The 24,642-nt window shown below is 71.2% G+C and carries 27 protein-coding genes and 1 pseudogene; 7 read left to right on the top strand and 21 right to left on the bottom strand.

What is annotated here, in order from left to right; translation table 11 throughout:
* Positions 1-40 precede the first annotated feature (40 nt).
* Complete coding sequence (locus AC0ZLC_RS06680; protein ID WP_476750945.1) at positions 41-1,270, bottom strand: geranylgeranyl reductase family protein; 1,230 nt, start codon at positions 1,268-1,270, stop codon at positions 41-43.
* A gap of 245 nt (positions 1,271-1,515) precedes the next feature.
* Between AC0ZLC_RS06680 and AC0ZLC_RS06675 the strand changes: the two genes are divergently transcribed.
* Entirely contained in the window at positions 1,516-2,871 is a 1,356-nt protein-coding gene (locus AC0ZLC_RS06675) for a M20/M25/M40 family metallo-hydrolase (protein ID WP_476750944.1), read from the top strand.
* A 192-nt stretch (positions 2,872-3,063) separates the two neighbouring features.
* Here the strand turns inward: AC0ZLC_RS06675 and AC0ZLC_RS06670 are convergent, their stop codons facing one another.
* From AC0ZLC_RS06670 to AC0ZLC_RS06660, 3 genes are all read right to left on the bottom strand, one after another.
* Positions 3,064-4,104 carry an NUDIX hydrolase gene (locus tag AC0ZLC_RS06670; RefSeq protein WP_476750943.1) on the bottom strand — a complete coding sequence of 347 codons (1,041 nt, stop codon included), beginning with the start codon at positions 4,102-4,104 and terminating at the stop codon, positions 3,064-3,066.
* Positions 4,105-4,255: 151 nt separating this feature from the next.
* Positions 4,256-4,450, bottom strand: a complete 195-nt coding sequence (locus AC0ZLC_RS06665) for a hypothetical protein (RefSeq protein ID WP_476750942.1) — start codon at positions 4,448-4,450, stop codon at positions 4,256-4,258.
* A 333-nt stretch (positions 4,451-4,783) separates the two neighbouring features.
* Complete coding sequence (locus AC0ZLC_RS06660) at positions 4,784-5,734, bottom strand: ROK family protein (protein WP_476750941.1); 951 nt, start codon at positions 5,732-5,734, stop codon at positions 4,784-4,786.
* Positions 5,735-5,936: 202 nt separating this feature from the next.
* On the opposite strand from AC0ZLC_RS06660, the gene AC0ZLC_RS06655 reads away from it, so the two are divergent.
* Positions 5,937-7,019: a LacI family DNA-binding transcriptional regulator gene (locus tag AC0ZLC_RS06655; protein ID WP_476750940.1), complete on the top strand. Its 1,083-nt coding sequence runs from the start codon at positions 5,937-5,939 to the stop codon at positions 7,017-7,019.
* Between the two features lie 370 nt (positions 7,020-7,389).
* Here the strand turns inward: AC0ZLC_RS06655 and AC0ZLC_RS06650 are convergent, their stop codons facing one another.
* The 3 genes from AC0ZLC_RS06650 to AC0ZLC_RS06640 all read right to left on the bottom strand — a co-directional run bounded on the left by AC0ZLC_RS06650 (position 7,390) and on the right by AC0ZLC_RS06640 (position 10,302).
* Positions 7,390-7,980 carry a TetR family transcriptional regulator gene (locus tag AC0ZLC_RS06650; RefSeq protein WP_476750939.1) on the bottom strand — a complete coding sequence of 197 codons (591 nt, stop codon included), beginning with the start codon at positions 7,978-7,980 and terminating at the stop codon, positions 7,390-7,392.
* Between the two features lie 137 nt (positions 7,981-8,117).
* Complete coding sequence (locus AC0ZLC_RS06645) at positions 8,118-9,131, bottom strand: NADP-dependent oxidoreductase (RefSeq protein WP_476750938.1); 1,014 nt, start codon at positions 9,129-9,131, stop codon at positions 8,118-8,120.
* Between the two features lie 355 nt (positions 9,132-9,486).
* Entirely contained in the window at positions 9,487-10,302 is an 816-nt protein-coding gene (locus AC0ZLC_RS06640) for an oxidoreductase (RefSeq protein WP_476750937.1), read from the bottom strand.
* A gap of 49 nt (positions 10,303-10,351) precedes the next feature.
* Between AC0ZLC_RS06640 and AC0ZLC_RS06635 the strand changes: the two are divergent.
* Positions 10,352-10,876 (top strand): annotated as a pseudogene (locus AC0ZLC_RS06635) (hypothetical protein); the annotation flags it as partial.
* A 6-nt stretch (positions 10,877-10,882) separates the two neighbouring features.
* Here AC0ZLC_RS06635 and AC0ZLC_RS06630 read toward each other — a convergent pair.
* From AC0ZLC_RS06630 to AC0ZLC_RS06600, 7 genes are all read right to left on the bottom strand, one after another.
* Positions 10,883-11,005, bottom strand: a complete 123-nt coding sequence (locus AC0ZLC_RS06630; RefSeq protein WP_476751213.1) for a hypothetical protein — start codon at positions 11,003-11,005, stop codon at positions 10,883-10,885.
* Positions 11,006-11,018: 13 nt separating this feature from the next.
* Positions 11,019-12,323 (bottom strand): DUF6986 family protein, encoded by a 1,305-nt coding sequence (locus tag AC0ZLC_RS06625; protein WP_476750936.1) that lies wholly within the window; start codon positions 12,321-12,323, stop codon positions 11,019-11,021.
* A 180-nt stretch (positions 12,324-12,503) separates the two neighbouring features.
* Positions 12,504-13,466: an electron transfer flavoprotein subunit alpha/FixB family protein gene (locus tag AC0ZLC_RS06620; RefSeq protein WP_476750935.1), complete on the bottom strand. Its 963-nt coding sequence runs from the start codon at positions 13,464-13,466 to the stop codon at positions 12,504-12,506.
* Positions 13,467-13,545: 79 nt separating this feature from the next.
* The gene (locus AC0ZLC_RS06615) at positions 13,546-14,331 is read right to left on the bottom strand and encodes an electron transfer flavoprotein subunit beta/FixA family protein (RefSeq protein ID WP_476750934.1); all 786 of its coding nucleotides are present in this window, start codon (positions 14,329-14,331) and stop codon (positions 13,546-13,548) included.
* Positions 14,332-14,554: 223 nt separating this feature from the next.
* On the bottom strand, positions 14,555-15,073 hold the full coding sequence (locus AC0ZLC_RS06610) for a flavin reductase family protein (RefSeq protein ID WP_476750933.1): 519 nt from the start codon (positions 15,071-15,073) through the stop codon (positions 14,555-14,557).
* An 80-nt stretch (positions 15,074-15,153) separates the two neighbouring features.
* The gene (locus AC0ZLC_RS06605; protein ID WP_476751195.1) at positions 15,154-15,234 is read right to left on the bottom strand and encodes a putative leader peptide; all 81 of its coding nucleotides are present in this window, start codon (positions 15,232-15,234) and stop codon (positions 15,154-15,156) included.
* Positions 15,235-15,315: 81 nt separating this feature from the next.
* On the bottom strand, positions 15,316-15,729 hold the full coding sequence (locus AC0ZLC_RS06600) for a TlpA family protein disulfide reductase (RefSeq protein WP_476750932.1): 414 nt from the start codon (positions 15,727-15,729) through the stop codon (positions 15,316-15,318).
* A 74-nt stretch (positions 15,730-15,803) separates the two neighbouring features.
* On the opposite strand from AC0ZLC_RS06600, the gene AC0ZLC_RS06595 reads away from it, so the two are divergent.
* Both AC0ZLC_RS06595 and AC0ZLC_RS06590 read left to right on the top strand, forming a co-directional pair.
* Positions 15,804-16,220 (top strand): DUF4395 domain-containing protein, encoded by a 417-nt coding sequence (locus AC0ZLC_RS06595; RefSeq protein ID WP_476750931.1) that lies wholly within the window; start codon positions 15,804-15,806, stop codon positions 16,218-16,220.
* A 184-nt stretch (positions 16,221-16,404) separates the two neighbouring features.
* Positions 16,405-17,133: a lysophospholipid acyltransferase family protein gene (locus AC0ZLC_RS06590; protein WP_358851265.1), complete on the top strand. Its 729-nt coding sequence runs from the start codon at positions 16,405-16,407 to the stop codon at positions 17,131-17,133.
* Positions 17,134-17,139: 6 nt separating this feature from the next.
* Here the strand turns inward: AC0ZLC_RS06590 and AC0ZLC_RS06585 are convergent, their stop codons facing one another.
* The 5 genes from AC0ZLC_RS06585 to AC0ZLC_RS06565 form a co-directional block, all read right to left on the bottom strand.
* Positions 17,140-17,832, bottom strand: a complete 693-nt coding sequence (locus tag AC0ZLC_RS06585) for a B3/B4 domain-containing protein (RefSeq protein ID WP_476750930.1) — start codon at positions 17,830-17,832, stop codon at positions 17,140-17,142.
* A 13-nt stretch (positions 17,833-17,845) separates the two neighbouring features.
* Positions 17,846-18,439, bottom strand: a complete 594-nt coding sequence (locus AC0ZLC_RS06580) for a transglutaminase domain-containing protein (RefSeq protein ID WP_476750929.1) — start codon at positions 18,437-18,439, stop codon at positions 17,846-17,848.
* Positions 18,440-18,533: 94 nt separating this feature from the next.
* Entirely contained in the window at positions 18,534-19,604 is a 1,071-nt protein-coding gene (locus AC0ZLC_RS06575) for a threonine aldolase family protein (RefSeq protein ID WP_476750928.1), read from the bottom strand.
* Positions 19,601-20,359 carry an SDR family NAD(P)-dependent oxidoreductase gene (locus AC0ZLC_RS06570; protein WP_476751194.1) on the bottom strand — a complete coding sequence of 253 codons (759 nt, stop codon included), beginning with the start codon at positions 20,357-20,359 and terminating at the stop codon, positions 19,601-19,603. The genes AC0ZLC_RS06575 and AC0ZLC_RS06570 overlap by 4 nt, the downstream gene beginning before the upstream one ends.
* A 35-nt stretch (positions 20,360-20,394) precedes the next feature.
* Positions 20,395-21,792, bottom strand: coding sequence for a DUF6421 family protein (locus AC0ZLC_RS06565; RefSeq protein WP_476750927.1), 1,398 nt, complete (start codon positions 21,790-21,792; stop codon positions 20,395-20,397).
* Between the two features lie 393 nt (positions 21,793-22,185).
* On the opposite strand from AC0ZLC_RS06565, the gene AC0ZLC_RS06560 reads away from it, so the two are divergent.
* Complete coding sequence (locus tag AC0ZLC_RS06560; RefSeq protein ID WP_358851260.1) at positions 22,186-22,869, top strand: glycerophosphodiester phosphodiesterase; 684 nt, start codon at positions 22,186-22,188, stop codon at positions 22,867-22,869.
* A gap of 3 nt (positions 22,870-22,872) precedes the next feature.
* Here AC0ZLC_RS06560 and AC0ZLC_RS06555 read toward each other — a convergent pair whose 3' ends face one another.
* Complete coding sequence (locus AC0ZLC_RS06555) at positions 22,873-23,412, bottom strand: GNAT family N-acetyltransferase (protein ID WP_476750926.1); 540 nt, start codon at positions 23,410-23,412, stop codon at positions 22,873-22,875.
* A 70-nt stretch (positions 23,413-23,482) separates the two neighbouring features.
* Between AC0ZLC_RS06555 and AC0ZLC_RS06550 the strand changes: the two genes are divergently transcribed.
* Positions 23,483-23,875, top strand: coding sequence for a VOC family protein (locus tag AC0ZLC_RS06550; RefSeq protein WP_476750925.1), 393 nt, complete (start codon positions 23,483-23,485; stop codon positions 23,873-23,875).
* A gap of 8 nt (positions 23,876-23,883) precedes the next feature.
* Here the strand turns inward: AC0ZLC_RS06550 and AC0ZLC_RS06545 are convergent, their stop codons facing one another.
* Complete coding sequence (locus tag AC0ZLC_RS06545; RefSeq protein ID WP_476750924.1) at positions 23,884-24,531, bottom strand: MarR family winged helix-turn-helix transcriptional regulator; 648 nt, start codon at positions 24,529-24,531, stop codon at positions 23,884-23,886.
* Positions 24,532-24,642: the final 111 nt, after the last annotated feature.

The raw sequence follows: 24,642 nt of genomic DNA, 5'->3' as shown, positions 1-24,642 counted from the left end.
CCTGCGCACCCGCCGGCCCACGGACGGCCGCTCTCACGCGTCAGTCGGTCGGCGGAGCGGGCTGCCGGTCGAGAGCGGTCAGGGCGCGCCCCGCCATGGGGTGGCTGCGCACCATCTCGCCGAGCGAGGTCGAGCCACGGGTGATCCCCGTGAACGCCTTCCACGCGGGCCAAAAACCGGTGAGCGCGGCGTGGAACAGACCCGGACGGCGCCCGAAGGCCGCGAGCAGACGCTTGCCCACGCTCATCTCCACGCCCAGGCCCGCCTTGATCGCGAAGGCGTAGTTCAGGGCCTGGCGCCGGGTGTCAACGGCGTCGTGCGCCTCGGCGATCCGTACCGCCCACTCCCCCGCCAGCCGTCCCGAGCGCAGCGCGAAGGAGATGCCCTCGCGGGTCCACGGCTCCAGCAGTCCCGCCGCGTCGCCGCACACCAGCACCCGGCCGCGCGACAGCGGTGAGTCGTCGGCCCGGCAGCGCGTCAAGTGCCCGGAGGAGATGCTCGGTTCGAAGCCGGCGAGCCCCAGCCGGGCGACGAAGTCCTCCAAGTACCGCTTGGTGGCGGCGCCTTCACCGCGGGCCGAGATCACGCCGACCGTGAGGGTGTCCCCCTTGGGGAAGACCCAGCCGTAACTGCCGGGCATCGGGCCCCAGTCGATGAGGACGCGGCCCTTCCAGTCCTCGGCGACGGTGTCGGGCACCGGGATCTCCACCTCCAGGCCGAGGTCGACCTGGTCGAGTTTCACACCGACGTGTGCTCCTATCCGGCTGGCGCTGCCGTCCGCTCCGACGACGGCACGCGCGAGCACCGACTCGCCGCCCTGCAGTACGACGGCGACGGTGCGCCGGTCCGGTACCGCCGAGCCGTGCTGTTCGACCCGCGAGACGGTCACACCCGTACGGAGCTCGGCACCTGCCTTCTCGGCGTGCTCGACGAGCTGCTGGTCGAACTCGGGGCGGTTGATCAGCCCGAACAGCATCTGCCTGGAGCGCCGGGTGCGCGCGAACTTGCCGTCCAGGGAGAACGTGACCGCGTGCACCCGGTCCCGGAACGGCAGCTCGAAGCCGGGCGGCAGCGAGTCACGGGACGGGCCGATGATGCCACCCCCGCACGTCTTGTAGCGGGGCAGCTCCGCCTTTTCCAGCAGCAGGACGCTGCGTCCCGCGACCGCTGCCGCATAGGCGGCCGAGGCCCCCGCGGGTCCCGCGCCCACCACGACGACGTCCCATACCCGCTGCGCGTCGTCCGCCGTCGAAGAGTTCTCGCTGCTCACGATGGTCCAGTGCTCCCGATCCAGCCGCCTGCCGCACCTTTCCCCCGCATCCTACGGCGGGTATCGCCGCAGGCCACTGTGGGAGGATCGGCAGCGTATGCGCCCTGCACACCGGTACGCGCGTACGCACCAGGAAAACATCGTGGAACAACCCCACGAGGTCCACACCTCGCACACCCCGTGCACCCCGCACCGCCCGTACTCGTACACCGAAGTACCACGTCGCACCCACAAGGAGCGTGCCCATGTCGTCGAATCCGGTCGCCGAGACCGTCGCCTCGCTGATGCCCCGGGCGAAGGCGGAGCTCACCGAGCTGGTGGCCTTCAAGTCGGTGGCGGACTTCGGCCAATACCCCCGGAGCGAGAGCGAGGGCGCCGCGGGCTGGGTCGCGGACGCGCTGCGGGCCGAGGGTTTCCAGGACGTGGCACTGCTCGACACCCCGGACGGCACGCAGTCGGTGTACGGCTTCCTGCCGGGGCCCGAGGGCGCGAAGACGGTCCTGCTGTACGCGCACTACGACGTGCAGCCGCCCCTGGACGAGGCGGCCTGGGCGTCTCCGCCGTTCGAGCTGACGGAACGCGACGGCCGTTGGTACGGACGAGGGAGCGCCGACTGCAAGGGCGGTCTGATCATGCACCTCCTGGCCCTGCGTGCGCTGAAGGCGAACGGCGGTGTGCCCGTGCACGTCAAGGTGATCGCGGAGGGGTCCGAGGAGCAGGGCACGGGCGGTCTGGAGCGGTACGCCGAGGCGCACCCGGAGCTGCTGGCCGCCGACACCATCGTCATCGGCGACTCGGGCAACTTCCGGGCGGGCCTGCCGACGGTCACCTCGACGCTCCGGGGCATGACGCTGGTACGCGTGCAGGTCGACACGCTCGAAGGGAACCTGCACTCAGGGCAGTTCGGCGGCGCCGCGCCCGACGCGCTCGGCGCGCTGATCCGCGTACTGGACTCGCTGCGCGCCGAGGACGGTTCGACGACCGTCGACGGCCTCACCGGCGACACGCGGTGGGACGGGCTTCAGTACGACGAGGAGAGCTTCCGCAGGGACGCGAAGGTGCTCGACGGCGTGCAGCTGATCGGGTCCGGTACGGTCGCCGACCGCATCTGGGCACGTCCGGCCGTCACGGTGCTCGGCATCGACTGCCCGCCGGTGGTGGGGGCGACGCCCTCCGTGCAGGCCGGGGCCCGTGCCCTGATCAGCCTGCGGGTGCCGCCGGGCACCGACGCGGCCGAGGCGACCAAGCTGCTCCAGAATCATCTGGAGGCGCACACGCCGTGGGGGGCGCGCGTGCGGACGGAGCAGATCGGCCAGGGCCAGGCGTTCCAGGCGGACACCTCCAGCCCGGCGTACGCGGCGATGGCCGAGGCCATGGCGGTCGCCTATCCGGGTGAGGAGATGCAGTACGCCGGCCAGGGCGGCTCCATCCCGCTGTGCAGCACCCTCGCCTCGCTGTACCCGCAGGCGGAGATCCTGCTGATCGGGCTCAGCGAGCCGGAGGCCCAGATCCACGCGGTGAACGAGAGCGTGTCTCCCGAGGAGCTGGAGCGCCTGTCCGTGGCGGAGACGCTCTTCCTGCGCAACTACGCGGCGAGCTGATCCGGCGGGCCCGGCCCCCGCCGGCCCGGCCCCCTGGCCCCTCTGCCCTCAGCAGAGGGGCCCCGCTCTCGGCGTAGGACGCCCGGCAGGCCTCCTCCGCAGGCGAACGGACTCGTACGCTCCGTAGGCCCCGCGGCTCGCGAACGGACTGCTCTCAACCGCCGGAGTCGACTCCTCGTACGCCCGTCGTCCTCAGCCCATCGGGACACCGGCCTCCAAGTAGAGTGCCGCCGCTCGTTCCCGGGCCCGCAGCGCCCAGCGCAGCCGTTCGTAGCGAACCGGTGGCAGCAGTGTGGCCGCCTCCTTCTCGGTGACGAAACGCCATTCGCGCAGTTCGGGGCCCGGAAGCAGCAGGCGCCGGGCCTTATCGGCGGGCAGGCGCCCGCCGTCGAAGAGGAGGCGCAGGCCGCCGTAGCCCGGCGGTGCGGGCGGCTCCCAGTCGACGACGAGGAGCCGGGGCACCTCGTCGAGGACGATGCCGGTCTCCTCGGCGACCTCGCGCATCCCCGCGCGCGCGGGAGCCTCGCCCGGCTCGACGACACCCCCCGGGAACTCCCAGCCCGGCTTGTAGGTCGGGTCGACGAGCAGCACCCGGTCCTGCTCGTCGAAGAGGAGCACGCCGGCCGCCAGGGTCTCGGCGGTCGGTTCGGGCGTCTGCACGATGTCGCTGACGGCCGCGTCCCCGCTGCGCACGGCCTCGGCGATGCGCAGGGCGGCGTCGTGCGGGGTGAGCGTGCTGGTGTCCACGAGGTGCGCGTCGGCGGTGAGCCAGGAGGCGAGCGCGGCGCGGTAGGGCTCGATGTGGTCGAAGGACCACCTGCGCACCCGCAATTCGCCGTCGGGCAGGTCCGGTGGCACCTCACGCCCGGCTATTCGCTCCCGCAGGATCGTTTCCGCCGGGGCGAGGAGCACATGGCGTACGGAGATGCGGCGCGAGGCGAGGCCGCCGAAGATCTCGTCGCGGTACTCCTGGCGCAGCAGGGTCATCGGGACCACGAGGACGCCGCCGAGGTCGGCGAGCATGGCGGCCGCGGTGTCGACCACGAGGCGTCGCCAGATCGGCAGGTCCTGGAAGTCGCCGACCTCGGCGAGGCGCTTGGCCGGCAGCAGATGCGTGAGTGCTCCGCCCATGACCTCGGGGTCGAAGAGCGTGCTGTTCGGGATCAGGTCGATCAGTTCCCGTGCGGTCGTCGTCTTCCCCGCACCGAACGCACCGTTGATCCAGACGATCACGGTTCCCCCTCTTCTGTTGGCCCCCTGGGGCTTGCCCGCTCCACCCTGCCACGGAAACCAGGCGCTGTTGAGGGAGCCTCCCGAAGGGCGGCACGCGTCGGCGCCGGCACCCCGGCCGACCTCCGGGATGCCGGCGCCGCGAAGGTGCCGGTCAGCCGTCCTGGTCCAGGACGCCTTCCTCCATGGCCAGGCTGTCGCTGCTGACCGTGTGGTCCACGGTGCTGAGCGTGCTCTCGAGATTCAGGTCGCCCAGCGCGTCCCCTCCGAGGGCGTGGGAGGGAGTGACCGCCGCGACGACGAAACCGGTGGCGAGGGAGGCTACGGCGAGCATGGTTCGCTTCTTCATGCCCGGATCAACTACGGACCCGGGGATGAGTCACGGGTACTCCCCCGCCGGACCCACCGCCCGCCCGCTCCGCTCACACCTCTCGCCATCGGGCTCACGGGCCCCCGGCAGCAGCATGCCCCGCCCTCCCGGTGCTGTCCCTGACGGGGCGGAAGGACGGGGCACAGCAGTAACCCGACTTGTTCGTAGTTACATTGCCGCCAGCGTAGCGACGGGCACTGACACCGGCATGGTGCGCGGGTTCCGGTGCGGACCGGGTAGGCCTCGCCCCGCTCAAAACCGCCGCTGACCGTCCTCCCACCGGGGTCGCCGCTCGCTCCCCGCCCGGGACACTCACACGCCGGCGGTCGTGCTCGGCCTCCCGTTGAGCGCGGCCGCCGCCGCACCCACCAGACCGGCGTCCGTACCCATCAGCGCGGGCGTCACGGTCAGCCGCTCGACGAACGACAGCGTCGCGTACGTGCTCAGTGCCCTGCGCAGCGGGGTGAAGAGGACGTCCCCCGCCTTGCCCACACCCCCGCCGATGACGGCGACATCGATCTCGACGAGGGTGGCGGTCGCCGCGATGCCGGCGGCGAGCGCCTGGGCCGCACGCGCGAAGGACGCGACGGCCACCGGGTCGCCCGCCCGCGCCGCGGCGGCCACCGCGGCTGCCGAGGTGTCACCGTCGGGGCCGGGCCGCCAGCCGCCCTCGATCGCACGCCGGGCGATGTTCGGGCCGCTCGCGATGCGCTCGACGCAGCCGCGGGAGCCGCAAGGGCACGGCTCACCGTCGAGGTCCACGCTGATGTGTCCGATGTGACCTGCGTTGCCGGTGGGGCCCGGGTGCAACTGCCCGTTCAGCACCAGACCGCCGCCGACGCCGGTGGACACGACCATGCACAGGGCGTTGTCGTGACCGCGGGCGGCGCCCTGCCAGTGCTCGGCCGCCGTGATCGCCACGCCGTCACCGATCAGTTCGACCGGCAGCCCCGCCGTGGCCGTACGGACCCGCTCGACCAGCGGGTAGCCGCGCCAGCCGGGCACGTTCACGGGACTCACCGTGCCGGCGGAGGCGTCCACCGGGCCCGCGCTGCCGATGCCGACGGCCCTCACCCCGCCCCACAGCGGGGAGAGCGCCAGCTCGGCGAGGACGCTCTCGACGGCCCGCATGACGGTGTCGCCGTCCTCCCGCGCGGGCGTCGCGCGCTGCGCGCGCAGGAGGATCCGGCCCTGGCCGTCCACCAGCGCTCCGGCGATCTTGGTGCCGCCGATGTCGAGCGCGGCCACGAGGTCGGTGTGCATCAGAGTCAGGTCTCCCGCTGCTGTGTCATGCCGGTCCCGGCGCGCGGCGGCTGCCGCGGCGGGCCCGGATCCCCGGCCGGAACCGGCAGAACGACGCTCCCCCTGGTGGGGAGCGGGACCGGAGATTGCGGTGGACAGTGTCTCCCGCATCTGACAACGTTGTCCAGGCTCTATGCTCGACGCCACATCCTCATACAACCCCATGGACCTACGCATCCCCGTGGACGACAGGACAGGACAGCACATCGTGGCCGAGACCGCCCGCCGATCCGAGACCCGTTACGGCAATCGTCCCACCATGAAGGACGTGGCGGCACGGGCCGGTGTGGGCCTGAAGACGGTCTCGCGCGTGGTGAACGGCGAGCCGGGGGTCACCCCGGACACCGAGCGCCGCGTCCAGGAGGCGATCGACGCGCTGGGGTTCCGCCGCAACGACAGTGCGCGGGTGCTGCGCAAGGGGCGCACCGCGAGCATCGGTCTCGTCCTGGAGGACCTCGCCGACCCGTTCTACGGCCCTCTCAGCCGCGCCGTCGAGGAGGTCGCCCGCGCCCACGGCGCCCTGCTGATCAACGGGTCCAGTGCGGAGGACCCGGAGCGCGAGCAGGAGCTGGTGCTCGCCCTGTGCGCCCGCCGCGTGGACGGGCTCGTCGTCATCCCGGCCGGCGACGACCACCGGTATCTGGAGCCGGAGATGAAGGCGGGCGTCGCCACGGTCTTCGTGGACCGCCCCGCGGGCAGGGTCGACGCCGACGTCGTGCTGTCGGACAGCTTCGGGGGTGCCCGCGACGGCGTCGCCCACCTCATCGCGCACGGTCACCGGCGGATCGGCTTCATCGGGGACATGCCGCGCATCCACACCGCCGCCGAGCGTCTGCGCGGCTACCGGGCCGCCGTGCAGGACGCGGGCATACCGGTGGAGGACGCCTGGATGTCCCTCGGTGTCACGGACCCCCAGCGGGTGCGCCGCGCGGCCGAGGACATGCTGTCCGGCTCCTCCCCCGTCACCGCCGTCTTCGCGGGCAACAACCGCGTGACCGTCACCGTCGTCCGTGTCATCGCCGAGCGCGGCAGGCCCGTCGCCCTGGTCGGCTTCGACGACCTCGAGCTGGCCGACCTCCTTCAGCCCGGCGTCACCGTCGTCGCCCAGGACGCCGCAGCCCTCGGCCGCACCGCCGCCGAGCGTCTCTTCCGCCAGCTGGACGGCAGCCTCGTCACCCCGGAACGCATCGAGCTGCCGACCCGCCTGATCACCCGGGGCTCGGGCGAACTGCCCCCGTCGGGCTGACGGCCGGAGTCCGGACCCCGCCGCGCTCGCCCGCACCGGAAAACCGGGCCCACGCTCCTGGTCCCCCGCATCGCGGCGTCGCGCCTCGTCGCGGCCCAGCCCAGGGCCGCTGCCGGGCCCGGAGCGCACGGCAGCTTCACGTAGGTGCGGCGCACACCTCCGTCGTCGATGCGACCACCGAGCTTCCCGCGGAGCAGACACGCGGTGAGGGCGAGGCCCGCCGGACAGGACGGGTGGAGGACGGGATCAGCCCGAGCCCGAACGCCTGGAGCATGTACCCCAGCGGACGGACCGAGGCGGCGTCCGCTGCTCCATTTCCGCGGCAGCGTAAAGGGCCCGCTCCTGGCCCTCGGTGCGGTTCAGTGGCGTGTCAGCGGGACTCCTGCGCGCTGAGCAGAGTGAGGGCGTTGCGGATGCCCTCTTCGAGGAGTTCGTCGGAGAGTCGGCGGTCGGCCAGGGCGCGGGAGAGCTGCAGTGTCCCAACCATCATGGCGTAGACGCTGAGGGTCTTCGTGTGCACCGAGTGCGGATCGGCAGGCGCCAGGCGAGCGGCGATACCGTCGATGACGGCTAGCACGCCGTCGGTGTACGCCTGCCTGGTCTCGTCCGCGCAGCGCCCGATCTCATCGAGGAGTGCGGCAGAGGGGCAGCCGTCATCGGGACTGTCGCGGTGCTGGGGCGACAGATACCACCGTACGATCTGCTCGAGTCCGGCGATCCCGGGGGCCGCCTGCTCGATGACGTTCGCGTACTGCGCGCGCAACTGCTCCGCGACCGCGGCGGCCACGAGATCGTCCTTGGATTCGAAGTGGGCGTAGAAGGCGCCGTTGGTCAGTCCGGCGTCCGCCATCAGCGTCGAGATGCCCGAGCCGTCGATACCGTCCTGCTTGAACCGGCGGCCGGCGGTCTCGATGATCCGCTGCCTCGTCGCCTGCTTGTGCTCTTTCCCGTAACGCGCCACGCGCTCGCTCCTTTGTGCGCGGGAAGGGACACGCGCCCTCCGTCGGCTTCGTCATCATATTGGATTACGAGCGCACTCCAATGTGGGCGAATGGCCTCTTGGAGCACCGCCACGCCTCTCTCTGCCGCCCGCCCGGTTCAGTCGTTGCCGGGCGCCATCGAGATCACGACCTTTCCGGCCGTGGTACGCCCCTGCTCGACGTACGCCATCGCCTCGAGCGTCCGGTCGAAGGGAAAAGTCCGGTCGATGACCGGGCGGAGCTGTCCGTTGTCGTACAGGGCGCCGAGTTCACGGAGCTGGGCGCCGCTGGCCTGCATGAAGAAGAACTGATAGCGCACACCCAGGGCCTTGGCCCGCTTGCGCACCTTGCGGCTGAGCGCGGCCATGACCACGCCCATGAACGACGGGGCGTCGAGTTGCCTGGCGAACCCGGCGTCCGGTGGGCCGACGACACCGATGGCCAGGCCGCCCGGCTTCAGCACAGTCAGTGACTTCTCGAGGTTCGCCCCGCCAACGGAGTCCAGCACCAGGTCGTAGCCGGACAGCACCTGCGAGAAGTCCTCCTTGGTGTAGTCGACGACGATGTCGGCGCCGAGGCTCCTGACCAGCTTCTCGGTGCGGGAGTTCGTGGTCGTCGCCACCGTGGCACCGAGGTGCTTGGCGAGCTGGATGGCCGTCGATCCGAGGCCGCCGGCACCGGCATGGATGAGCACCTTGTGACCCGGCATCACGTGGGCGCGGTCGACGAGGATCTGCCAGGCGGCCAGGGCCACCAGCGGCACCGCGGCCGCCTCGCGGAGGGTGAGTGACTCCGGCTTGGGCGAGACGTCGTCCTGGTCGATCGCGATGAACTCGGCGAAGCCTCCGATCCGCAGGTCGCGGGGACGTGCGTAGACCTCGTCGCCGACCGCCAAGTCGCGCACGGCCGACCCGACCTGCGTCACGACCCCGGCGACATCGTGGCCGAGCACGAACGGAAGCCTGTACTTCAGGAGTCGTTTGAACTCCCCGTTGCGGACCATCTTGTCCAGCGGGTTGATGCTGGTGGCGCTCACTCGGACCAGGACGTCGCCGTCCCCGACGGTGGGCTCGGGAACGTCTGCGGCGCGCAGGCCGTCCTTGCCGTACTTCTCGACGACGAATGCCTTCATGTCGGTCATCCCTTTGCGTGATCTTCTCGGTTGCCTTCTCGGCGGACGATGCGCATGTCAGGCAGCTTCCACGTCAGCTGCCCGAGGTGCCGGCGAAGCCACTGACCCGTCTACTCGATCGCCCGCCGGCCCGTGAGAAGACGGGCGAGCAGCCAGCTGTAGCGGTCTCGGCGTCGTCGATCTCTGCCGGTGGGGGGCGGTCGGGCGCCAGACGGAAGCCCACGACGAGTGAGCGGGGTCAGGAATTGCGCGAACTGCTGTGCTTCCGTGCTGATTCCCATGGTGATGCTCGTCGTCAGGTCAGAACTGAAACGCGCCCTCACGCGCACTGCAGGTCGATGGCCCGGGTGCGACGTCAGCCGGGCATCCGGTTGAACCTGCGGATCTGCTTGTCGAAGATCCCGGCGGGGACGAGGCGTCGCGCGGTGGTGACGCGTGAGGCGAGCGGTCCGGCGGTGTAGCGCAGCTTCGGCTTCGGGGCGGTGGCTGCCCTGACGATCTCCTTGGCGACGACGCCGGGGTCGTCGCCGGTCTTCATCGCCGCAGCGACCACCTCGTCGAAGACACGCCGCCGCTCCGCATACAGCGGCAGCGGGGTGTCGGGCTGCGCGGCATTGGCGTCGAAGGCGGTCCGGGTGTAGCCGGGCTCGACGAGCAGGACGCGGACGCCGTGCTCGCGGACCTCGTGGTCAAGGGACTCGGAATAGCCCTCGATGGCGTGCTTCGCGGCGACGTAGAGGGCCATGTAGGGCTGCGGGACGACGCCGAGGACGGACGAGAGGTTGATGATGCGCCCACGGCCCTGATCGCGCATGGGCGGCAGGACGGCCTTCGTCACGCGGACGAGACCGAAGAAGTTGAGGTTGAAGAGGCTCTGGGCCTGGGCGACGGAGTTCTCCTCGGCGGCGCCGGCCGAGCCCAGGCCGGCGTTGTTGACGAGGACGTCGATCCGTCCGAACCGTCCGATCACTTCCTGGACGGCGGCGGTGACGGATTCGTCACTGGTCACGTCGAGGTCGAGGAAGGTCACACCGGCGGGCGGGGCGAGTCCCGAGGTGCTCCGTCCGGTTCCGATCGCCTCGAACCCGGCTGTGGCGAAGGCGCGAGCGGTTGCGTCACCGATCCCCGATGACGCCCCCGTCACGAGTGCTACCGGCCGTTGTCTCGCCATGACGGACTCCCTGAGTAATTGAATTACGATCGTTTGGCTTACGCTCGTAATGCTATTACACCGCGGGGCGGCCGGCAAGGAGCGGCCCCGGTGGCCGCATGGTGATGCCGCCCCCTCGTTCTGGGGCCGGTTCAAAGAGGTCGCCCGGCTCGCCAAGCTGCTGCGGGTGCCGACCCCGGTCGACTGCGCTCCAAGCCGAAGGCCCCGGCCGGTCACCCCGAGCCAGATGTCACTTCGCTGGAGCTTGGGGAGGACAGTGCCTGGCGGATCAGCCCGGCCGCCCGTGAGACCACCGTGCCGACGGCCATCAGCAAGGACGAACGAGCCGCCCCGCCCGGGCTCTTGCCGATGTTCCGCCGGTCGGCAGGCCGCCCGCTTGCCTCATGCTCCCGCGGCACGGCCTGCGACACCGCGGAGTTCGCCCCCTGCTCCATGCCGTCAACCCATGCCCACGGGGTCCCGCGGCTGCAACCGCCCGCACGGGGCAGCCGGACTTGAAGAACCAGGCCACGTCGTGTCCCGTGCCGGTGACGAGATCGCTGCCCATAGGCCGACGCCGGAGGAAGCTTCCGTGCTGGGCCTACCGCCAGGCGCCCCTGTCCTCGAAGTCCTCCACACGAGCCTGGCTCAGGACTTCGTCGGGGCCGTACCTCAACGCGATCCCGCCGCGTACCTCGTCGCCTTCGACGATCCAGCTGTACACGCACCGCACCCGGCTACTCGGCCGACGCGGTCAGGTTGCCGCGCCGGGGGGACGTGAACGCCTCCAGGTCGGCGCGGGTCAGGCCGCTGAACCGGGCCACCTCGGCGACGTCGAGGGCACCGCAGTCGAGGCCGCGCAGCAGGTAGCCGCTGAGCGCCTTCGCGGTGGCGGGCTCGTCCATGACGTCGCCGCCGGCCTGGTTGGCGTAGCGGGCGAGGCGGGCGGCGGCCTGCTCGAAGCCCTCACGGTAGAAGGCGAACACGGCCGCGTACCGGGTGGGGATGTGCCCGGGGTGCATGTCCCAGCCCTGGTAGTAGGCGCGGGCGAGGGCGCGGCGGGTGAGCCCGTAGTGCAGGCGCCAGGCGTCGTGGACCTTGGCGGTCGGGCCGACCGGCAGGACGTTGGTCGAGCCGTCCGAGACGCGGACGCCGGTGCCCGCCGCGGCGACCTGCATGACCGCCTTGGCGTGGTCGGCGGCCGGGTGGTCGCCGGCCTGGTAAGCGGCGCTCACACCAAGGCAGGCGCTGTAGTCGAAGGTGCCGTAGTGCAGCCCCGTGGCGCGGCCGTCGGCGGCCTGGATCATGCGGGCGACGGTGGCGGTGCCGTCGGTGGCGAGGATGGACTGGCTGGTCTCGATCTGGATCTCGAAGCCGATCCGGCCGGGCTCGAGGCCGCGCGCCTTCTCGAACTCCTCCAGGAGCCGGACCATCGCGGTGACCTGCTCCGGGTACGTCACCTTCGGCAGTGTCAGGACGAGTCCCCCGGGCAGGCCGCCGGCCTCCATCAGGCCGGTGAGGAAGATGTCGAGGGTGCGGATGCCGCGGTCGCGGACCGGGGCCTCCAGGCACTTCATGCGGATGCCCATGTACGGGGCCGCCGTGCCGTTCGCGTACGCCTCGGCGATCAGTCGTGCCGCGCGCGCCGCGGCCGCGTCCTCCTCGGCATCGGGGCGCGGGCCGTAGCCGTCCTCGAAGTCGACGCGCAGGTCCTCGACGGGCTCACGCTCCAGCTTGGCCCGCACGCGGTCGTACACGGGTCCCGCAAGGTCGTCGGCGAGGCCGAGGACTGCGGCGAAGGAGGCGGCGTCGGGGGCGTGCTCGTCGAGGGCAGCCAGGGCCCGGTCGCCCCAGGAGCGGATGGTGTCGGCGGCGAAGGCGTCACCGGGGACGTACACCGTGTGGACGGGCTGCCGGGTGCCGGGGTCTCCCGGATAGCGGCGCTCCAGCTCCGTGTCGACCGGGGCGAGGGAGGCGCTGATCTCCTCGCTGACGGCGCCCGCGAGGCTCGTTGCCACCTTCTCCTGCTGACCCTGACCCATCCCACACCCTCCTGTTTTCCGCTGTACGGAATCAACAATCCGTATAGCGAAGTTATAGGCGGTCGCGATCTGCGTCAATGGTCCCCCGGAACCGCTCGGGGCCGCGCGGTGACGAACACCGCGCGGCCCCGGCAGGAGCGGGAGACGTGGCCCTGGCGGACCGGTCTCCCGTGAGAGGGATCAGCCCTTGCGGGTGTTGATCTCCTCGGTGAGCTGCGGGACCACCTCGAAGAGGTCGCCGACCACGCCGTAGTCGACCAGGTCGAAGATCGGGGCCTCGGCGTCCTTGTTGATGGCCACGATGGTCTTCGAGGTCTGCATACCGGCGCGGTGCTGGATGGCACCGGAGATGCCGGAGGCGATGTACAGCTGCGGCGAGACGGACTTGCCGGTCTGGCCGACCTGGTTGGAGTGCGGGTACCAGCCGGCGTCGACCGCGGCACGCGAGGCACCGACGGCCGCACCGAGGGAGTCGGCGAGGGTCTCGATGATCGAGAAGTTCTCGGCGCCGTTGACGCCACGGCCGCCGGAGACCACGATCGCGGCCTCGGTCAGCTCGGGGCGGCCGGTCGACTCGCGCTGGGTGCGCGAGGTGACCTTGGTGCCGGTGGCCTTCTCGGAGAAGGAGACCGTCAGGGCCTCGACGGTGCCCGCGGCCGGCGCGGCCTCCACGGGAGCCGAGTTCGGCTTGACCGTGATGACCGGAGTGCCCTTGGAGACACGGGACTTGGTGGTGAAGGAGGCGGCGAACGCGGACTGCGTGGCCACCGGGCCCTCGTCGCCGGCCTCGATGTCGACGGCGTCGGTGATGATGCCGGAGCCGATGCGGACGGCGAGACGGGCCGCGATCTCCTTGGCCTCGGCGGAGGACGGCAGCAGCACGGCGGCCGGGGAGACGGCCTCGTACGCGGCCTGGAGCGCGTCCACCTTCGGTACGACCAGGTAGTCGGCGAACTCGGAGGCGTCGGCGGTGAGGACCTTGACCGCGCCGTGCTGGGCGAGCACGGCCGCGGTGTCGCCGGCACCGGCGCCGAGGGCGAGAGCGACGGGCTCGCCGATACGCCGGGCCAGCGTCAGCAGCTCCAGCGTGGGCTTGCGGACGGCGCCGTCCGCGTGGTCGACGTAGACGAGAACTTCAGCCATGGGACTTCTTCTCTCCTGCTTACGAAGTGTGAGGGGGCAGTGGGGTCCGACGGGCCGGACCCCGGGCGAATCTGCGGGCCTAGATGAACTTCTGGCCCGCGAGGAACTCGGCCAGCTGCTTGCCGCCCTCGCCCTCGTCCTTGACGATCGTGCCGGCGGTGCGCGCCGGACGCTCGGCAGCGGAGTCGACCTTGGTCCAGGAACCCGCGAGGCCGACCTCGTCCGCCTCGATCTCCAGGTCCGACAGGTCCCAGGACTCCACCGGCTTCTTCTTGGCGGCCATGATGCCCTTGAAGGACGGGTAACGCGCCTCGCCCGACTGGTCGGTGACCGAGACGACCGCGGGGAGCGAGGCCTCCAGCTGCTCGGAGGCGGCGTCGCCGTCACGGCGGCCCTTGACGACGCCGTCCTCGACGGAGACCTCGGAGAGCAGGGTCACCTGCGGCACGCCCAGACGCTCGGCCAGCAGGGCGGGAACCACACCCATGGTGCCGTCGGTGGAGGCCATGCCGGAGACGACGAGGTCGAAGCCGGCCTTCTCGATCGCCTTCGCCAGCACCAGCGAGGTGCCGATGGCGTCGGTGCCGTGCAGGTCGTCGTCCTCGACGTGGATGGCCTTGTCGGCGCCCATCGACAGCGCCTTGCGCAGCGCGTCCTTGGCGTCCTCGGGGCCGATGGTCAGCACGGTGATCTCGGCGTCGTCGGCGTTCTCGGCGATCTGCAGCGCCTGCTCCACCGCGTACTCGTCGAGCTCCGAGAGCAGACCGTCCACGTCGTCGCGGTCCACCGTCAGGTCATCGGCGAAGTGCCGGTCGCCGGTGGCGTCGGGCACGTACTTCACAGTGACAACGATCCTCAAGCTCACGCCGGCTCTCCTACTGCATCGTCATTTCTGGGCTGCCTTCTTGCAGGCAGCATAGGCGCCTGAAGCGGCCGGTCCCGGTCGGGGCGACCCGCGCTCCGAACGAAATATTACTCGTCAGTACACCTACCGGATGCCCACTAAGCAAGCGCTTTGAACTGTGACCTTGACAACGCTGCGTAATCAACCGCGGGCGCCTGTGGCATCGGCCACACCTGGTCCGGAATCACGTCCGCCAGTCACGCAGTCCGTTGAACCGCCCCTGGTGGTAGAGCAGCGGGCGGCCCGCGCCGGAGGGGTCGCCCTGGGAGACCTCGGCCAGGACGATGCGGTGATCCCCGGCCGGCACGCGCGCGACGACCCGGCACACCAGCCAGGCGAGGACGTCGTCCAGCAGGGGGACGCCCTCGGGGCCCTCGCGCCAGCGGGTGGGCGCCCCGAAGCGGTCGGCGCCGCTCCGCGCGAAGGTGGCGGCGAGATCCTGCTGGTGCTCGCCGAGGATGTGCACGCCGACATGGTCCGCCTCGGCCACCGCGGGCCAGCTGGACGCGCCGGTGCCGATGCCGAAGGAGACGAGCGGGGGCTCGGCGGAGACCGAGGTGAGCGAGGTGGCGGTGAAGCCGGCCGGGCCCGCGGCCCCCTGGGCGGTGATCACGGCGACTCCCGCCGCGTGCTGCCGGAAAACGGCGCGCAGGAGGTCGGGAGAGGCGAACTGCGCGGTGCCGAGGCCGGGCGTGGCCGTCATCTGGTGGTCCTTCTTCGCGAGGCGGCGTGGCGGTCCCCCCACTCGGCCGAGGCCGCGGTCGGGGGCGGGTCCGTAGGTGCTCAACGGCCCGGACAGCACGCACTCGCGGTGCGGGCCAGGTCCACATGGACACGCTCGAAGAGAAGGAGTTCCCGGGGCATACGGTCAGGCTGACGATAGGTGGCGGGCACAGTCAAGGGCGTCCCGTGTTCTGCGAGATGCCTCACGAAGATCACCACGGGTCAGACGGCCTCGCCGAGCGCGGCGATCACGTCCGCCTTGCGCGGCTGCCCGGTCGCCCGGCGCACGATCCGGCCGTCCGCGTCGAGGACGAACACCGTGGGCGTCTTGAGGACGCCGAGTTCCCGCACGAGGTCCAGGTGGTCCTCGGCGTCGATCTCGACGTGGGACACGCCGGGGACCAGGCCGGCCACCTCGGCGAGTACGCGACGGGTGGCCCGGCAGGGAGCGCAGAAGGCGCTGGAGAACTGGACGAGCGTGGCCCGTTCACCGAGCCGGGCCCCCAGCTCGGCCGCGCCGATTCGCCTACCGCCGTCACGCCCGCGCACTGCGACTCTCCCGCTCCGCCGCCGATGCAGCACTCCGTAGGCGCTCGCGACCACGAGCACCGCCACGCACACCACGAGTCCGGTCATCCCCCGGAGCAGCGTTCACGAGACCGCAAAGATTCCCGTCCCACGGATCCCGCCCCATACGGAATGCTTGATTCATGGACATCGACGTGAGGGGGCCGCGGTTCGGTGCGGCCGTGACGGCCGTGGTGCTCGCGACCGTGCTGATCACCGGCAGCGTCTGGCTGCTGGCCTGGCAGACCCTGGCCTTCGCCCTGGGTGCGGCGGGCGGCGTGGGGTGCTCGCCGTACGGGTGGCTGTTCCGCACGCTCGTACGGCCGCGGATCGGGCCGCCGACGGAGTTCGAGCCGCCCGAGCCCCCGCGGTTCGCGCAGGCGGTCGGACTCGCCTTCGCCGTCGTGGGCCTGGCGGGTTACGCGGTGGGTCCGCAGTGGCTGGGGATGGCGGCGACCGCGGCGGCGCTCGCCGCGGCGTTCCTCAACGCCGTTTTCGGGTACTGCCTGGGGTGTGAGATGTATCTGGTCGTGCGCCGCCTGTCGGTGCGCGCGGAGTAAAGCCGGGGGAAAACGCCGAGGTCGATCAAGGGGCGACGTGACGAGGATCTCGCCACACTCCGGCACCAGGACTGGCCCCCGGTCCGTTCTTGGGGCACGATCTGCGCAATGCCGTAAACCTACGGCTGCGTAACTTACCGCCGGGAGCCCCTTTCCCAGGCAGAGAGAAGGGTCCACCCCGTCCATGGCAGAGCTTGTCTACCGTCCCGTCGTCGGTCTCGCCCTCACGCTGTTCAAGGCCTGGGACCTCAAAATCGACTGCAAGGGATCGGAGAACATTCCGCGCTCGGGCGGCGCCGTGCTGGTGAGCAATCACATCAGCTATCTCGACTTCATCTTCGACGGCATGGCCGCACTCCCCCAGAAACGTCTGGTCCGCTTCATGGCGAAGGAGTCGGTGTTCCGCCACAAGGTCTCCGGCCCCCTGATGCGCGGCATGAAGCACATCCCGGTGGACCGCAAGCAGGGCGAGCAGGCCTACGCGCACGCGCTGGACTCGCTGCGTTCCGGTGAGATCGTGGGCGTCTTCCCCGAGGCCACCATCTCCCCGTCGTTCACGCTGAAGAGCTTCAAGTCGGGTGCCGCGCGCATGGCCCAGGAGGCCGGCGTCCCGCTGATCCCGATGGCTCTGTGGGGCACCCAGCGCCTGTGGACCAAGGGGCACCCGCGCAACTTCAAGCGGAGCCACATCCCGGTCACGATCCGCGTCGGTGAGCCGGTCGAGGCTCCCCGCGACCAGTACGCGGGTGCGATCACGCGCCGGCTGCGCGACCGGGTCCAGGAACTCCTCGAAGCCGCGCAGCACGCCTATCCCGGACGCCCGCAGGGCCCGGAAGACGCCTGGTGGATGCCCGCGCACCTGGGCGGCACGGCGCCGACCCCCGAAGAGGTGCGTGCCGCCGAGGCGCGCTGACAGCCGTCAGGCCGGGGCGTGGACGGTGATCCGCGCCCCGGGGCTGAACTTCTCGAGCAGCTCGGCGAGTTCGGCACCGGCACGTTCGACGTCGGCGACCGGCATCGGGGCGAGGCTCTCCAGCAGGAAGATCGCGGAGGTCGACTTCTCCGTGAGCCGCGTCCGCGGCCCCTGGCGCCAGTTCCACCGCCGGCAGGTCACGCCCGCGTCGTCGCGCCACACCACCTCGCCCGCGTCCGGGTGCTCGACCACCTCTTCGCCGCCCGCGACGGTCACGAAGTCCTCGTCGCCCGTCGCGCGCACGAGCCGCATCCCGCCCTCGACGAGGGCGGCGTCCTCGCCGCCGACCGGGATCAGGTGGGCGACGCTGACGGCGTTGTAGACGTCGACGAGCAGGTTGATCCGGGGCAGCCCGGCGTCCGACAGCGCCCTCTTCGCCAGCGCCTCGGCCGAGTTGCGGGTGCGGGACGGCTTCGAGCCGAACGCCGTGTAGGTCTCGCGCCAGGCCGCCATGTGCGCTTCCTCGTGCGGGGCGCGGCCGTCGAGTCGTACGGCGAGACGGCGGGCCGCGTCGTCGAGCAGCGCGGAAGTCCCCTCCGTGCTGGGCCCGTTGACGAGGCCGTCCGTCTCGATCGCCACGTGCGTGAAACCGGGCGCGAGCGCGCGGAGCTCGTCGGACACGGTGAGCGTGAGAGTCATCGTCTGCCTTGCCTCAGAGTGCGGTGGGAAGTGTCTTCCACAGCTGCGGGCGGTCCTGAGCGGCCTTGAGTGCCGCCAGTACCGTCGACTGAGGTTCAGCGTACAGCACCGGATAGTCCACCTCATTGGACTTCGGGTCGGGCACCCAGGCCAGCCGCTCACCGTCGAGTGAGAACTGCGCGTCGACTCCCGGCTTGTTGCCACGGCAGTCCTGGCGGTGCCAGGCCCCGGCGAACCGCACGGCGACCAGGCCGTGCACGGCGTATCCGTCACCGTCGTCGTGCCGCAGTCTCTGATAGCACAGCGCCGTGGGGACGCCCTCCGCCCGCAGGAGCGCGGCCAGTGCGTGCGCCTTGGCGTGACAGATGCCGGTGCGCTGTTCCAGCACGTCGGAGGCGCGCCAGGTGACGCGGGGGTCTTCCGCGTCCTGCGAGTGCGGGATGGCGTCACGGACGAATTCGTAGGCGGCTCGCGCATAGGCATACGAGTCCGTCGCGTCCCGGGCAAGCGCGGCGGCGGCCTTCCGCACCGCGGGGTGATGGTGGTCGATGGCGTCGTCGGCGGCCAAGTACGCCGACAGGTCAGGGGTTTCCTGGATCAGCTCCATGACCGCAGAGCATAGAAACACGGCCGACCGGCAGTCAATGACTTTTCGATCGACCGTATATCTATGCAGCGTGTTGTCTTCGGGTCAGGGGCAGCTAGCGGGCCATCTCCTCCTTGAGCGCCGCCACGAACCCGTCCACGTCCTCTTCCGTCGTGTCGAAGGCACACATCCAGCGGACGTCGCCCGCGGCCTCGTTCCAGAAGTAGAAGCGGTAGCGCTTCTGGAGCCGCTCGCTGACGTCGTGCGGCAGCCGCGCGAAGACCGCGTTCGCCTGCACGGGGTGGAGGATCTCCACTCCGTGGACGGCGCGGACACCCTCGGCGAGCCGCTGCGCCATCTCGTTGGCGTGCCGGGCGTTGCGCAGCCACAGGTCCTTGGTGAGCAGGGCCTCCAACTGCACCGAGACGAAGCGCATCTTGGAGGCCAGCTGCATGGACAGCTTGCGCAGGTGCTTCATGCGGCGGACGGCGTCGTGGTTGAGGACGACGACCGCCTCGCCGAACAGCGCGCCGTTCTTCGTCCCGCCCAGCGTGAGGATGTCCACGCCGACCGCGTTGGTGAACGCCCGCATCGGGACGTCCAGGGCGGCGGCCGCGTTGGCTATCCGGGCACCGTCGAGATGGACCCGCATGCCGTGGGCGTGGGCGTGCTCGCAGATCGCGCGGATCTCGTCGGGCGTGTAGAGGGTGCCGAGTTCGGTGTTCTGGGTGATGGAGACGACCTGCGGCATCGCGCGGTGCTCGTCGTCCCAGCCGTACGCCTGCCGGTCGATCAGCTCGGGGGTGAGCTTGCCGTCGGGCGTGGGCACCGTGAGCAGTTTGAGGCCGCCCATGCGCTCGGGGGCACCGCCCTCGTCCACGTTGATGTGCGCGCTCTCCGCACAGATCACCGCACCCCAGCGGTCGGTGACCGCCTGGAGCGCCACCACGTTGGCACCCGTGCCGTTGAAGACCGGGAAGGCCTCGGCGCCGGCCCCGAAGTGGCTGCGGATGATCCGCTGGAGATTGGCCGTGTAGTCGTCCTCGCCGTACGCGACCTGGTGCCCGCCGTTGGCCAGGGCCAGGGCGGCGAGCACCTCGGGGTGGGCCCCCGCGTAGTTGTCGCTGGCGAAGCCGCGGACGTCCGGGTCGTGGTGACGCCGGGCATCGGTCTTCGGAGGGTTCACGGCTTCTCGGTCAGCCACAGACGGTTTCCGTTCACTTCACGGGCGGGCTTCTCCCAGACGCCGGCGATGGCCTCGGCCAGTTCCGTGACGTCCGTGAAGCCCGCGAACTTCGCGTTGGGGCGCTCGGCGCGCATCGCGTCGTGCACCAGTGCCTTCACCACCAGGATCGCAGCCGCGGAACGCGGCCCGTCCTCGCCCCCCGCCTTGCGGAAGGCGTCGGCCATGGCCAGCGTCCACGCCTCGGCGGCGGCCTTGGACGCGGAGTACGCCGCGTTGCCCGCGGTGGGCTGGGAGGCACCGGCGGCACTGATCAGCAGGTACCGCCCGCGGTCGCTGCGCTGGAGCCCGTCGAAGAAGGCGAGCGAGGTGTGCTGGACCGTGCGGATCAGCAGCTTCTCCAGGAGCTCCCAGTCCGCGAGGTCGGTCTGCGCGAAGGAGGCGCTGCCGCGCCAGCCGCCGACCAGGTGGACCAGACCGTCCACGCGGCCGAAGTCCTTCTCGATGCGGCCGGCCCAGTCACGGGCCGCCTGCGGGTCGAGCAGGTCGACCGTGTCGCCCACGACGGTGGCACCGCCGTGCGCGTAGCGTGCCGCGTCCACGGCCTCGGCGAGTCGCTGGGGGTCGGCGTCCGAGCCGACGACGACCGCGCCCGCCTCGGCGAGCCGCATCAGCGCGGCGCGTCCGGCCGGTCCTCCGGCGCCCGCCACCGCGATCACCGCGCCGCCGAGTGCTCCGTTGCCGTTCCCCTGGGCCATCGTCTTCGCCTCCTGGGCGTCCTCGGCGCGGGCGCTCACGCGGCGATCCGCTCGGCGTTCTCCGCCGTGATGCCCCTGGTCGCGGCGATCACGTTCTTCAGCTTCTTCGCGAGCGCCTCGTAGAACATGCTCAGCGGAAACTCGTCGGGAAGCACGTCGTCGACGAGCTTGCGCGGGGGCAGGCTCAGGTCGAGGGCGTCGGGGCCCTTGGCCCAGCGCGAGCCGGGGTGCGGGGCGAGGTACTGGGAGACCATGTCGTACGCGGCGAACCAGTGCACCAGCTTGGGGCGGTCGATGCCCGCCCGGTAGAGGTCCTCGATCTCGGCGCAGAGCTGGTTGGTGACCTGCGGGGCGCGCTGCCAGTCGATGTGCAGCTTGTTGTCGGTCCAGCGGACGACGTCGTGCTTGTGCAGGTAGGCGAAGAGCAGCTGGCCGCCGAGGCCGTCGTAGTTGCGCACGCGCTCACCGGTCACCGGGAAGCGGAACATGCGGTCGAAGAGGACCGCGTACTGCACGTCACGGGCCTGCGGGACCCCGTCGGCCTCCAGCTTCACGGCCTCCTTGAAGGCGGTGAGGTCGCAGCGCAGCTCCTCCAGGCCGTACATCCAGAACGGCTGCCGCTGCTTGATCATGAAGGGGTCGAAGGGCAGGTCGCCGTGGCTGTGGGTGCGGTCGTGGACCATGTCCCACAGGACGAAGGCCTCCTCGCAGCGCTTCTGGTCGTGCACCATGGCGGCGATGTCCTCGGGCAGGTCGAGGCCCAGGATGTCGACCGCGGCGTCGGTGACGGCGCGGAAGCGGGCCGCCTCGCGGTCGCAGAAGATGCCGCCCCAGGTGAAGCGCTCGGGGGCCTCGCGCACGGCGATGGTCTCCGGGAAGAGGACCGCGGAGTTCGTGTCGTAGCCCGCGGTGAAGTCCTCGAAGGTGATGCCGCAGAACAACGGGTTGTCGTAGCGGGTGCGCTCGAGCTCGGCCAGCCAGTCCGGCCAGACCATGCGCAGGACGACCGCTTCGAAGTTGCGGTCCGGGTTGCCGTTCTGCGTGTACATGGGGAACAGGACGAGGTGCTGGAGGCCGTCCTCGCGGCGCGCGGCGGGCTGGAAGGCCAGCAGCGAGTCGAGGAAGTCGGGCACCTCGAAGCCGCCGTCGGCCCAGCGCCGCAGGTCCTTGACGAGCGCCTCGTGGTAGGCCGCGTCGTGCGGCAGCAGCGGGGCGAGCTGCTCCACGGCGTCTATGGCACGGCGCACGGCCAGCTCGACGTCGGAGGCGTCCGGGGCATCCTCGGCCTCGAAGTCGATCGAGCCGTCCTTGGCCTGCCACGGCCGTATCTCCTCCACGGCATCCTTGAGCACGGGCCAAGCCGGGTGCTCCACCACCCTGACCGAGGGAGGAATCCGTTCCTCCGTAGCCGTCTGCACAAGAATTTCCGTCATGACCCATCCTCCACCAGAGAACCTCGCGTATCGACACCGTATGCATTCGAGGTTCCTTCCCACAAGTGGAGCCTCGGCAAATTATCCTGCGCGACCCCCGTCTTCGCCGCGCTTTTTCCTGTCGGACACCGTCGATGCGACGACTTCCACCATCCGTTGCCGGGATCGGGGCGAGGGCGGGGACGGCGGTCAACCGGCGTGGGACTCGCCCACCCCGGGGTGACGCACCCTCCGTGCCGCGGCACGGGTCCGCCCTGCGGAGCGCCCCCATTGCCCGGCGCAGGAGCGGGTACACCGCACGGCGGGGGCCGTTAGGCTGCGGCCTTGCCGCGTGGACGCCCCGTCGGACCCCACGCCGGAGCCGAGCCGCCGTCGACGGAAGCGAGACGAACCTTGAACTTCCTCACCATCGGTCATCGCGGGGTGATGGGTGTCGAACCCGAGAACACCCTGCGCTCCTTCGTCGCCGCCCAGCAAGCGGGCCTCGACCTGATCGAACTGGACCTGCATCTGAGCAAGGACGGCGCCCTGGTCGTCATGCACGACCCCGACGTGGACCGCACGACCGACGGCACGGGCCCGATCGCCGAGAAGACGCTCGCCGAGCTGCGCGTACTGGATGCGGGGCGGGGCGAGCGCGTCCCCGTCTTCGAGGAGGTCCTCGACGCCGTCAGCGCGCCGCTCCAAGCGGAGATCAAGGACGTGGCGGCGGCGCGGGCACTGGCGGAGGTCATGCACCGGCGGGACCTCGTCGCACGCGTCGAGGTCCTCTCCTTCCACGACGAGGCCATCGCCGAGATCGCCCGTCTCGTGCCGGGCGTGCGCACGGCCCTGGTCGCCAGCCGCTACGGCGTCGACGTCGTGGACCGCGCCACCGCCGTCGGCGCCGCCTGTCTGGTCCTGAACATCCGGCGGCTGACCCTGGAGATCGTCGAGCACGCGCGCAAGGCGGACCTGCGGATCATCGGCTGGGTGGTGAACACCCAGGACCAGCTGCGGCTGGTGCGGGCTCTCGGGCTGGACGGCGCGACGACCGACTACCCGGAGATCAAACGCACCGGCCGCTTCACCGCATGAGCGTCACACCAGGGGCTTGACCAGCAGCTCGAACTGCAGGTCGGCTCGGCGCGGGACGCCGAAGCGCTCGTCGCCGTACGGGAAGGGCGTCATCCTGCCCGTACGGCGGTAGCCGCGCCGCTCGTACCAGGCGATCAGGTCGTCGCGTACCGAGATCACGGTCATGTGCATCTCGCCGGCACCCCAGACGTCACGCGCGTACCGCTCCGCCTCTGTCATGATCACCTTGCCGAGGCCGGCGCCCTGAAGTGCCGGGCTCACCGCGAACATTCCGAAGTAGGCGTGATCGCCACGGTGTTCGAGCTGGCAGCAGGCGACGACCGCGCCGTCCCGCTCGACCGTCAGCAGGCGGCTGTCGGGCGACTTGATCACCGCGAGCACGCCCTCCGGGTCGGTTCGCTGCCCGTCCAGGATGTCCGCCTCGGTGGTCCACCCGGTCCTGCTGGTCTCTCCGCGGTAGGCGGACTCGATCAGCCCGACCAGGGCATCGACGTCGGCGTCGGTGGCGTCGCGGAAGGTCGGTCCGGCGGCAGGGGTGTCCATGGGGCGGCTCTCCGATGTGTGGCGCGGCTCGGGCACCGCCGAGCCTAACCCTCGCCTAGGCTCCGGGTGCATGGTGCATGTACTGAGCAGCCGGACCCTGCTGCGTCCGACCGATCCCGAGCGCTCCCGCCGCTTCTACGGCGAGCAGCTGGGCCTCGCCGTCCACCGCGAGTTCGGCACGGGCGCCGAGCGGGGCACGGTCTACTTCCTCGGCGGCGGCTTCCTGGAGGTCGCGGGCCGCTCCGACACCCCGGCCTCCCCCACGCTCAAGCTGTGGCTCCAAGTCCCCGACGCGGCGGCGGCGCACGAGGAGCTGACGGCCGCGGGCGTCGGCATCGTGCGTCCGCCGGTCAAGGAACCCTGGGGACTGATCGAGATGTGGATCGCCGACCCCGACGGGACACAGATCGTGCTGGTCGAGATCCCGGCGGACCATCCCCTGCGGTACCGCCCGGGCATCTGACCTCGCCGTCAGACGCGCGGCCTGCCGAGGCTCCCCTCCAGCCGTCCCAGCAACTCGCCGAGCAGTACGGCGAGTTCGCGCTGTCGGCCGGGGTCGATGCCGGACAGGACGGCCGCCTCGTAGGCGAGCTGGTCGGGCAGGACGCCGTCGACGAGGTTGCGGCCCTCGTCGGTCAGCCGGACGTGCGCGACCCTGCGGTCGCGGGTGTCGCCGCGCCGCTCGACGAGGCCGCGCCCGGTGAGCTGCTTGAGCCGCTTGGTGACGGCCGCACCGGACGAGAAGGTCTCGCGGGCGATCTCGCTCGGGGTCAGCTCGTGGCCGGTGCGCCGCAGCGTGCCGAGGACGTCGAATTCGGGGCGGGTCAGTCCGGCCCGGCGCAGCGGAGCGTCCTCCGCCTGCTGAAGGAGCGCCGCGCTGCGGTTGATACGGCCGATGATCTCCATGGGACCGGTGTCGATACCGGGGTGCACGGACTGCCACTGCCGTACGACGACACCCATGGTGTCCACGGGTGCCGCCGCTCCCGCCCCGGTCACGGGCTCCGCGGCCCCCGGACCGCTCCGGGGCGTCCCGCCCGGGGTCTCCCCCGCGGGCGCCCGCCGGGCCGTGTCCCGCCCGGCCGCCGCCTTCGCCGCCCGCCCGTGTGCTGCCGTCATGCCTGTGCGTCCTCCAAGGAGTGGGGTCCGTGACGTCGTACCGTCGCCGCGAGCGTACGGTGTGCGGCCTGCTCGGCCCGCATCACCCGTTCCTCGGGCAGGGCGCGCTGC

The sequence above is a fragment of the Streptomyces sp. GLSS-08 genome, from assembly GCF_056387915.1.
The sequence above is the reverse complement of the archived record's forward strand: the minus strand, read 5'-3'. Positions and strand labels throughout refer to the sequence as shown.

Excerpts from the sequence above, each read along its gene's own strand:
- AC0ZLC_RS06675 (WP_476750944.1), top strand. The coding sequence starts at position 1,516 with ATGTCGTCGAATCCGGTCGCCGAGACCGTCGCCTCGCTGATGCCCCGG.
- AC0ZLC_RS06665 (WP_476750942.1), bottom strand. The coding sequence starts at position 4,450 with ATGAAGAAGCGAACCATGCTCGCCGTAGCCTCCCTCGCCACCGGTTTC.
- AC0ZLC_RS06660 (WP_476750941.1), bottom strand. The coding sequence starts at position 5,734 with ATGCACACCGACCTCGTGGCCGCGCTCGACATCGGCGGCACCAAGATC.
- AC0ZLC_RS06655 (WP_476750940.1), top strand. The coding sequence starts at position 5,937 with ATGGACCTACGCATCCCCGTGGACGACAGGACAGGACAGCACATCGTG.
- AC0ZLC_RS06645 (WP_476750938.1), bottom strand. The coding sequence starts at position 9,131 with ATGAAGGCATTCGTCGTCGAGAAGTACGGCAAGGACGGCCTGCGCGCC.
- AC0ZLC_RS06640 (WP_476750937.1), bottom strand. The coding sequence starts at position 10,302 with ATGGCGAGACAACGGCCGGTAGCACTCGTGACGGGGGCGTCATCGGGG.
- AC0ZLC_RS06625 (WP_476750936.1), bottom strand. The coding sequence starts at position 12,323 with ATGGGTCAGGGTCAGCAGGAGAAGGTGGCAACGAGCCTCGCGGGCGCC.
- AC0ZLC_RS06620 (WP_476750935.1), bottom strand. The coding sequence starts at position 13,466 with ATGGCTGAAGTTCTCGTCTACGTCGACCACGCGGACGGCGCCGTCCGC.
- AC0ZLC_RS06610 (WP_476750933.1), bottom strand. The coding sequence starts at position 15,073 with ATGACGGCCACGCCCGGCCTCGGCACCGCGCAGTTCGCCTCTCCCGAC.
- AC0ZLC_RS06605 (WP_476751195.1), bottom strand. The coding sequence starts at position 15,234 with ATGCCCCGGGAACTCCTTCTCTTCGAGCGTGTCCATGTGGACCTGGCC.
- AC0ZLC_RS06600 (WP_476750932.1), bottom strand. The coding sequence starts at position 15,729 with ATGACCGGACTCGTGGTGTGCGTGGCGGTGCTCGTGGTCGCGAGCGCC.
- AC0ZLC_RS06595 (WP_476750931.1), top strand. The coding sequence starts at position 15,804 with ATGGACATCGACGTGAGGGGGCCGCGGTTCGGTGCGGCCGTGACGGCC.
- AC0ZLC_RS06590 (WP_358851265.1), top strand. The coding sequence starts at position 16,405 with ATGGCAGAGCTTGTCTACCGTCCCGTCGTCGGTCTCGCCCTCACGCTG.
- AC0ZLC_RS06585 (WP_476750930.1), bottom strand. The coding sequence starts at position 17,832 with ATGACTCTCACGCTCACCGTGTCCGACGAGCTCCGCGCGCTCGCGCCC.
- AC0ZLC_RS06580 (WP_476750929.1), bottom strand. The coding sequence starts at position 18,439 with ATGGAGCTGATCCAGGAAACCCCTGACCTGTCGGCGTACTTGGCCGCC.
- AC0ZLC_RS06570 (WP_476751194.1), bottom strand. The coding sequence starts at position 20,359 with ATGGCCCAGGGGAACGGCAACGGAGCACTCGGCGGCGCGGTGATCGCG.
- AC0ZLC_RS06565 (WP_476750927.1), bottom strand. The coding sequence starts at position 21,792 with ATGACGGAAATTCTTGTGCAGACGGCTACGGAGGAACGGATTCCTCCC.
- AC0ZLC_RS06555 (WP_476750926.1), bottom strand. The coding sequence starts at position 23,412 with ATGGACACCCCTGCCGCCGGACCGACCTTCCGCGACGCCACCGACGCC.
- AC0ZLC_RS06550 (WP_476750925.1), top strand. The coding sequence starts at position 23,483 with ATGGTGCATGTACTGAGCAGCCGGACCCTGCTGCGTCCGACCGATCCC.
- AC0ZLC_RS06545 (WP_476750924.1), bottom strand. The coding sequence starts at position 24,531 with ATGACGGCAGCACACGGGCGGGCGGCGAAGGCGGCGGCCGGGCGGGAC.